Consider the following 7,343-nt stretch of genomic DNA (forward strand, 5'->3'; position numbering starts at 1 on the left):
ACTATATATAGATGTTTCATGTGAAACATTGAATACATAGCAACTTTAAGTGTCTGTAGATGTAAAAAGTCAAATTTAGGCTAATTGTTAACTTATTCTAAGTAAAATTACTATACACTCCTCTTTATGAATAAGAATAGCATAGTAGCTAAAAAGAAATTCGGACAGAATTTTCTAAAAGATGAAGCAGTACTAAGAAAAATTGTCGAAGCGATGCCCAAAAATGATAATAAAATCGTTGAAATTGGCCCTGGCTTAGGTGATTTAACTAAATTTTTAGTAGATGTCAAAAGCGTAGAAGCTTTTGAGGTCGATACCGATTTGTGTAAACTGTTACAAGGTACATTTAAAGAAGAGATTGCTACCAAGCGACTCCACATAAATTGTGGGGATGTTCTACAAGCTTGGAAGAGTAGCCTTATTGATGAGCCGTATGATTTAGTGGCGAACTTGCCATATTATATTGCGACAAACATCATATTGAAAGCACTCGCAGATCCAATGTGTAAAAATATACTTGTAATGGTACAACTTGAAGTGGCAGAAAAATTTTGCGCGCATGAAGGTGAAAAGGTATTTGGATCTTTGAGTGTAATAACTCAAAGTGTTGGAGAAGCACATATAGTTGTGCAAGTTCCACCAACTGCTTTTGAACCTCCGCCAAAAATAGACTCTGCTGTTTTTCTTATACGAAAAAATGCTGATAGAAATAATGAGGATTTTGAGGACTTGCTTAGAGTTGCATTTAAGCAACCCAGAAAAACCCTTATAAAAAATCTATCTGCAAAGTATGAGAGAAGCTTACTTCAAGTAGCTTTTGAGGAGCTGGAACTTACACTAACGATACGCCCTCATCAAGTATCTACCCAAGACTATCACCAACTCTATAAAAAAATAATATAAATAAAAGGAGTTTGGATGGCAGAAGAGAATCAAGGGACACAGGAAACTACCCCTCAATCAGATCGCAAACCAAATAACAACAGAAAACCGAATAACAACAGTAATAATGGTGCTAAACCTACTAGCAATGCTAACAAAGGTACTAAGCCAAATACTCCAAATAAGAATAAGAATCGTAGTCGTCATCGTAGACAACCTACTCCGACTGATGAAAATTTAAAAGCATTTGTAGTTAAAAATCAAGAAGCTCATAAGCAGAGACTAAACCCTCACTATAAACTAGACTTAAACTCTAAGTCTAAAGTGCGTGTTACTCCACTTGGTGGTCTTGGTGAAATCGGTGGAAATATTACGGTATTTGAAACTGATAAAGAAGCTATTTTAATTGATATTGGAATGAGTTTTCCAGATGAAGATATGCATGGTGTAGATATTTTAGTACCAGATTTTGCTTATTTACGTCAAATCAAAGATAAAATAAAAGCGGTAATAATTACTCACGCTCACGAAGATCATATTGGTGCAATGCCATATCTTTTCAAAGAGATGCAATTTCCAATTTATGCAACACCACTTCCTTTAGCGATGATTGGTAATAAGTTTGATGAACATCATATTAAAGACTGTAGAAAACACTTTAACCCAGTTGTAAAAAGACAAGTTTATGAAATTGGTGAAGATTTTAAAATTGAGTGGATGCATATGACTCACTCTATTTTAGACTCATCTTCATTAGCAATCACAACAGATGCAGGAACTATTATTCACACTGGTGACTTTAAAATAGATCATACACCAATTGATGGATATACTGCTGACTTACACAGACTTGCTCACTATGGTGAGAAAGGTGTTTTATGTCTTTTAAGTGATTCGACAAACTCTTACAATCCACTACCAACTCAATCAGAGTTAAGTGTTGCTCCGGCATTAGATAGAGTTTTTGCTAAGGCTGAAGGTCGTGTTTTACTTTCAACTTTTAGTTCAAACATTCACCGTGTTTTCCAAGCTATTCAGTATGGTATTAAATATGGTCGTAAAATCTGTGTTATCGGGCGCTCAATGGAACGTAATATTGAGATTGCTTTACAGTATGACTATATTAAACTACCAAAAAGTGCTTTTGTAGAACCAGATCAGGTTTCAAACCTGAATGATAAAGAAGTTCTTATCGTTACTACAGGTTCACAAGGTGAGCCAAGTTCAGCACTATTTAGAATGTCTATTGGTGAGCATAGACATGTGAAGATTAAACCAACAGATTTAATTGTTCTTTCTTCACGTGCAATTCCTGGTAATGAAGGTTCTATCTCTGGTATGTTAAATCACTTGCAACGTGCTGGTGCAACAATTTCTAGAGAAAAAGATATTCACGTATCTGGTCATGCTTCTATTCCAGAGCAAAAACTTATGCTTCGTCTTACGAACCCTAAGTTCTTTTTACCAGTTCACGGTGAGTATAACCATGTAATGGCACATAAAGAGACAGGTATGATGTGTGGTGTTCCTGAGAGAAATATCATGATTATGACTGATGGTGATCAGATAGAGATTGCTCCAAAATATATGCGTAAAGTTAAAACAGTTAAAACTGGTAAAACATATATTGATAATCAAAATAATCACCAAATTGAAGATGATATTGTTCTTGATCGTCAAAAACTTGCATCTGATGGTATCGTTATGCTTGTTGCTCAGGTTGATGGAAAACACTGTAAAATGCAAGCAAAACCAAAGGTTACTACATTTGGTATCGTTGCAGATAAGCAAGATAAAGCTTTCGCAAAAGAGATGGAAGATATCTTAGAAAACTTCTTACTTCACGTTAAAGATGGACAAATTGAAAATCCAAGAGCGTTAGAGAATGACCTACGTCAAATAGTAAGAAAGCATATCTTTAGAAAAATGAAGAAATATCCACTGATAGTTCCTCATGTTTTAGTATCTTAGAGTATATTTTAAAGGCAAAACTTTGAATAAAAACGAAGATATAGAATTTGAAAAAGCTGTACAAACAATGATGCTTCATGTAAATGAAGACCCAAGTAGAGAAGGTCTTTTAGAGACTCCTGCTCGGGTAAGAAAAGCATATGAGTTTATATATGGCGGATACAAAGAAAACCCAAAAGAAATTTTAGAAAAAGCACTATTTACAAGTTCAAACGACGAAATGGTACTTCTAAAAGATATAGAGTTTTACTCAATTTGTGAGCATCATCTACTACCTATCATTGGTCGTGTTCATGTTGCTTACATTCCAGATGGAAAAGTTGTAGGACTTTCTAAAATACCAAGAGTTGTAAATGTATTTGCTCGTCGTATGCAAATACAAGAACAATTGACAGAACAGATTGCAGATGCTATTATGGACGCAATTGCACCAAAGGGTGTAGCTGTTGTTATACAAGCTCGTCATATGTGTATGGAGATGCGTGGAGTTGAAAAAATTAACTCTACTACAACATCATCAGCACTTCGTGGTCTTTTCAAAAAAGATGAAAAAACAAGAAGTGAATTTTTCTCTCTGATTAATTCACCTACAGGTACTCGCTACTAAGGCAATCCTATCATGCCATTTAAATCACTAAAAGATAAAATCTCTTCTAAAAACTACTCAGTAGCTTTTGGCGAGGTTGTAAAAATCAATGCTACAATTATTACGGCTACCGGACTAAGTGTAAGTATTAGTGATATGGTTAAAATCATTTCAAATTCAACTACTCAAGAAACAGTTGGTATGGTAACAGAGATTGATGGTTCTACTTTTTTTATAACTCCATTTAGTTTTGTCGAAGGTTTTTGCTCAGGAGATAGAGTCTTTTTAGATCAAGCCGGTATGAATATCCCTGTTGGAGATGCTCTTCTTGGAAGAGTAGTTGATCCTTTTATGCGTCCTATAGATGATAAAGGAATAATAAATACATCAAAAATGTCACCAATCATTAAAGCTCCTATTGCAGCTATGAAAAGAGGAATGATTGATGAGATTTTTAGTGTTGGAGTAAAGAGTATAGACGGTCTTTTAACATGTGGAAAAGGACAAAAACTCGGTATTTTTGCAGGTAGTGGTGTTGGAAAATCAACACTTATGGGAATGATTGTAAAAGGTTCAATAGCTCCTATAAAAGTTGTGGCTTTGATTGGTGAGCGTGGAAGAGAGGTTCCTGAGTTTATAGAAAAAAATCTTGGTGGTAATTTAGAAAATACAGTAATTATTGTAGCAACCTCAGATGACTCTCCTCTTATGCGTAAGTATGGAGCTTTTGCAGCTATGAGTGTTGCAGAGTTTTTTAAAGATCAAGGTTTAGATGTTCTTTTTATGATGGATTCTGTAACAAGATTTGCTATGGCTCAAAGAGAAATTGGCTTGGCTCTTGGTGAACCGCCTACTTCAAAGGGTTATCCACCATCATCTCTAACACTTTTGCCTCAGCTTATGGAACGTGCTGGTAAAGAAGAAGGAAAAGGCTCTATTACTGCTTTTTTTACTGTTTTGATTGAGGGAGATGATATGAGTGATCCTATTGCTGATCAATCTCGTTCTATATTAGATGGACATATTGTCCTCTCTCGTGAACTTACAGACTTTGGTATTTATCCACCTATTCATGTACTTAACTCTGCATCTAGAGTTATGAATGATATTATCTCAAAAGAGCATCTTGGAGTAGTTATGAAGTTTAGAAGACTTTATACTCTTTTAAAAGAAAATGAGATGCTCATTCGTATAGGTGCTTATGTTAAAGGTACTGATTCAGAACTTGACGAAGCAATGGATAAGAAAAAAGGTATGGAAAAATTTATGTCTCAATATGCAGATGAGCAAATAAGTTATAAAAACTCTTTAGAAGAACTTACTGCTCTTATCTCTCCTAATCAACAATAAGTTTTGAACTTAACCAACTGTCTCTAGATACTTCTGCATCTGATGGAAGAGTAATAGCTAGTTTATTATGCGTAATAGACTCATACTTAAGCATTAAAGAACTAATTTCACTATCCTTAGTAAAGATATCAACATAAGAATAAATAACGCTCTGAGCACTCTTAAACTTCTTATTAGCTAGAAAATATTTTATCTGAACTTGAAAAGCAAGCCTTAGTAAATCACCTATTCTATCTTTCCTTGCATCTAATGTTATTAGTTGACCTAAAACAGATTTAATACCTTCAATATTTCCTTTAAGTGCAGACTCCTCGCATTCATTCATCAGTTTTTGCCAGTGTCTTTGTAATAGTTCACCAAGTTCACTAAAACTAAGATGTGAAAAAAGGTCAATCAGTTCATAACAAGAGTAAAAGTCATTGCTTTCATAAAACTCTTGAAGTCTTAGCATCTCATCACACATTGAATGTAACTCTTCTACTTGTTTTGTAAAACCGGGCATATCTTCTATTTTTTCTAGACTCTTTTTAGCTAATTCTATTTTATTCTTTTTTATATAGGCTTTAATTCTTATTATAGATTTTTTTATATCATTCTCAAGAGTTTCATATATTGGCATCTGAGTAAACAAAACATTAATTTTTGCTATTTCATTTACCCTCTTATAGTTTTGTTTATCCAAGGCTCGTAAAAAATCTATAAAGAGATCATTATGCTTTAGTATGAGTTGTATGATTGGACGCTTTTGTGTAACAGTTATATAATCTTGTAAGAGAGCATTTGCATAGTCTGGTTTACCTAGAAGAATATGTCTTTGTGCATTGGTAAAAGTATCTTTCCATCTCTCTTCCATTTTTCTATATTGTGTTGTCATCTTTAAAGCAGGAAACTTACTACTCATTGCATAAGCAAGTGAATATTTTTTTTCTAAGTAGAGTGTTTTAAATCTATTGTAGTTATCAAATGATTTAAATAGAAGCTTTACAGACTCTTTTTTTGAAGCAACATCTTTATACATCAACATTAACTGCTTAGCAAATTCCTTATTTTGATTAATAAGTGCATCTGCTGCATCTTGATAAGCTTTATGAAACATTATCTCCAATGAGTTATGCTCTATAGTGTTTTCTAGCATTGGTTCATTTTCTATAAGCTCATAGGCTGCATCTAAAGAGTTATGCAAAATCAGTGAACTAAGTCTTTGCCTACTTGGAAGTTTAACATGTACGATTTTTTGATTTTTTAAAGATGCAACTAATGTCTTAGCATCAAGTGCTTCGATTACATCTATATCATCTTCAAACTCTATGTAGTTATTATGAATGATTTTGTATTCTTTGGAATCAATAATTATCATTGTATTAGTATTGCCATGAATAATAAGATATTTTGTATCAGGGATAGTAACTATTTGGCTAATTTTTCTAAATGGCAAACTGATACTTTTAATAATGCTATTGTTTGGGATAGATATAAGTTGTAGATTCCCATCATTATCTCCACTAACAATTGTGTTTTCATTTATAAAGCACAATGCATCTTTACGTGAAGTTCCATGAAGTAATATGTTTTTATTTGTACCTGAATATAAGTCGATGATAAAAATAGCACCACCGAGTCCACTTACAGCTAAAAGGTTTTTATAAAATGTAATTGCGCTTACAAAGTTTTTTTTGAGACTTGTATTAGTCTTTTGGTATGCAAAAGAGCAGAGTCTGGCAAGTTGAGAACTTGAGTTATACTTAAACAACAAAACTCTTCCTTCATTATTTCCAGCAACAATATACTTAGAAGATAAATCAAAAGATAAAAGAGTTATATCTTCATTATCAAGGAAGATACTTTTAATGACCTCTTTGTTTAGTATATTGGCAATATGAAGGTGAGTTTTTGTTGCATAGGCAATAAATTTAGCATCAGGAGAAAAGCATACAGCTTTTACTTGGGAGTTAAGATCTTCATGCTTAAAACTTAGTTCAATACTACATTCTTGGGTATTAATAATTTTTGCTCCATGATGCTTAGTTGAAAAAGCAAATGAGCCATTATTAAATTTTGTAAAGGCAGTTATCTCTGAACGAGCTTGTTGGCAATCATTGATTATAGGCATTTAAAATTATAGATAAAAAAAGTAGTTTGGAGGCTTAAGTCAAAGGGGTTTGAGTCACAGAATGTGACTCAAGAGTTAATTAACAAGATGGCACGTTACCACTGTCATTAGCATATTCGAAAAAGAAATCATAATAGTGATCAAGGTATTTAGCTTTTAAAGCTTTATCTTTAGCAGTTGGACAAATCTTTTTAAGTTCATCTGTAAATTTACCTTCTTCTTTTAACTCTGACCACTCATCTTGAGAGTGTTGAGCAGCCATCTTTGCACCATTCATGCCACAAGCACCTTTTAGCTTTTTAAGATAAAGTTTTTGACCTTTTGTAACATCTGCATTTAGTGTAGCAGAACTCATTCCTAACAGTAACATTGCAGCAAGTGCTATTTTTACGATTCTATTCATTTGTTTTCCTTTTTGTTTGTATATTTTAACTAATATTATAT

Annotated in this window: 6 protein-coding genes; 4 read left to right on the forward strand and 2 right to left on the reverse strand. The window is 33.2% G+C overall.

Annotation, left to right across the window (positions count from 1 at the left end; translation table 11 throughout):
• Positions 1-126: 126 nt before the first annotated feature.
• Genes rsmA through fliI form a run of 4 tightly spaced genes read left to right on the forward strand, consistent with a single transcriptional unit; the run spans position 127 to position 4,789 of the window.
• Positions 127-903, forward strand: a complete 777-nt coding sequence (gene rsmA / locus QZZ48_RS13185) for a 16S rRNA (adenine(1518)-N(6)/adenine(1519)-N(6))-dimethyltransferase RsmA (RefSeq protein WP_294966626.1) — start codon at positions 127-129, stop codon at positions 901-903.
• A gap of 15 nt (positions 904-918) precedes the next feature.
• On the forward strand, positions 919-2,853 hold the full coding sequence (locus QZZ48_RS13190; protein WP_294966628.1) for a ribonuclease J: 1,935 nt from the start codon (positions 919-921) through the stop codon (positions 2,851-2,853).
• A 22-nt stretch (positions 2,854-2,875) separates the two neighbouring features.
• On the forward strand, positions 2,876-3,460 hold the full coding sequence (folE, locus tag QZZ48_RS13195; protein WP_294966631.1) for a GTP cyclohydrolase I FolE: 585 nt from the start codon (positions 2,876-2,878) through the stop codon (positions 3,458-3,460).
• 12 nt (positions 3,461-3,472) lie between these two features.
• A complete protein-coding gene (fliI, locus tag QZZ48_RS13200; protein WP_294966633.1) occupies positions 3,473-4,789 on the forward strand; it encodes a flagellar protein export ATPase FliI in 1,317 nt (438 codons plus the stop codon).
• Here the strand turns inward: fliI and QZZ48_RS13205 are convergent.
• The gene (locus QZZ48_RS13205; protein ID WP_294966635.1) at positions 4,776-6,899 is read right to left on the reverse strand and encodes a hypothetical protein; all 2,124 of its coding nucleotides are present in this window, start codon (positions 6,897-6,899) and stop codon (positions 4,776-4,778) included. The two genes, fliI and QZZ48_RS13205, sit on opposite strands and share 14 nt — an antisense overlap.
• A 79-nt stretch (positions 6,900-6,978) precedes the next feature.
• The coding region (locus QZZ48_RS13210; protein ID WP_366755937.1) for a hypothetical protein at positions 6,979-7,343 on the reverse strand (365 nt) is incomplete at its 5' end.

It is taken from the genome of Sulfurimonas sp. (assembly GCF_016744025.1).
Lineage (GTDB): Bacteria > Campylobacterota > Campylobacteria > Campylobacterales > Sulfurimonadaceae > Sulfurimonas.

Excerpts from the sequence above, each read along its gene's own strand:
- rsmA (WP_294966626.1), top strand. The coding sequence starts at position 127 with ATGAATAAGAATAGCATAGTAGCTAAAAAGAAATTCGGACAGAATTTT.
- QZZ48_RS13190 (WP_294966628.1), top strand. The coding sequence starts at position 919 with ATGGCAGAAGAGAATCAAGGGACACAGGAAACTACCCCTCAATCAGAT.
- fliI (WP_294966633.1), top strand. The coding sequence starts at position 3,473 with ATGCCATTTAAATCACTAAAAGATAAAATCTCTTCTAAAAACTACTCA.
- QZZ48_RS13205 (WP_294966635.1), bottom strand. The coding sequence starts at position 6,899 with ATGCCTATAATCAATGATTGCCAACAAGCTCGTTCAGAGATAACTGCC.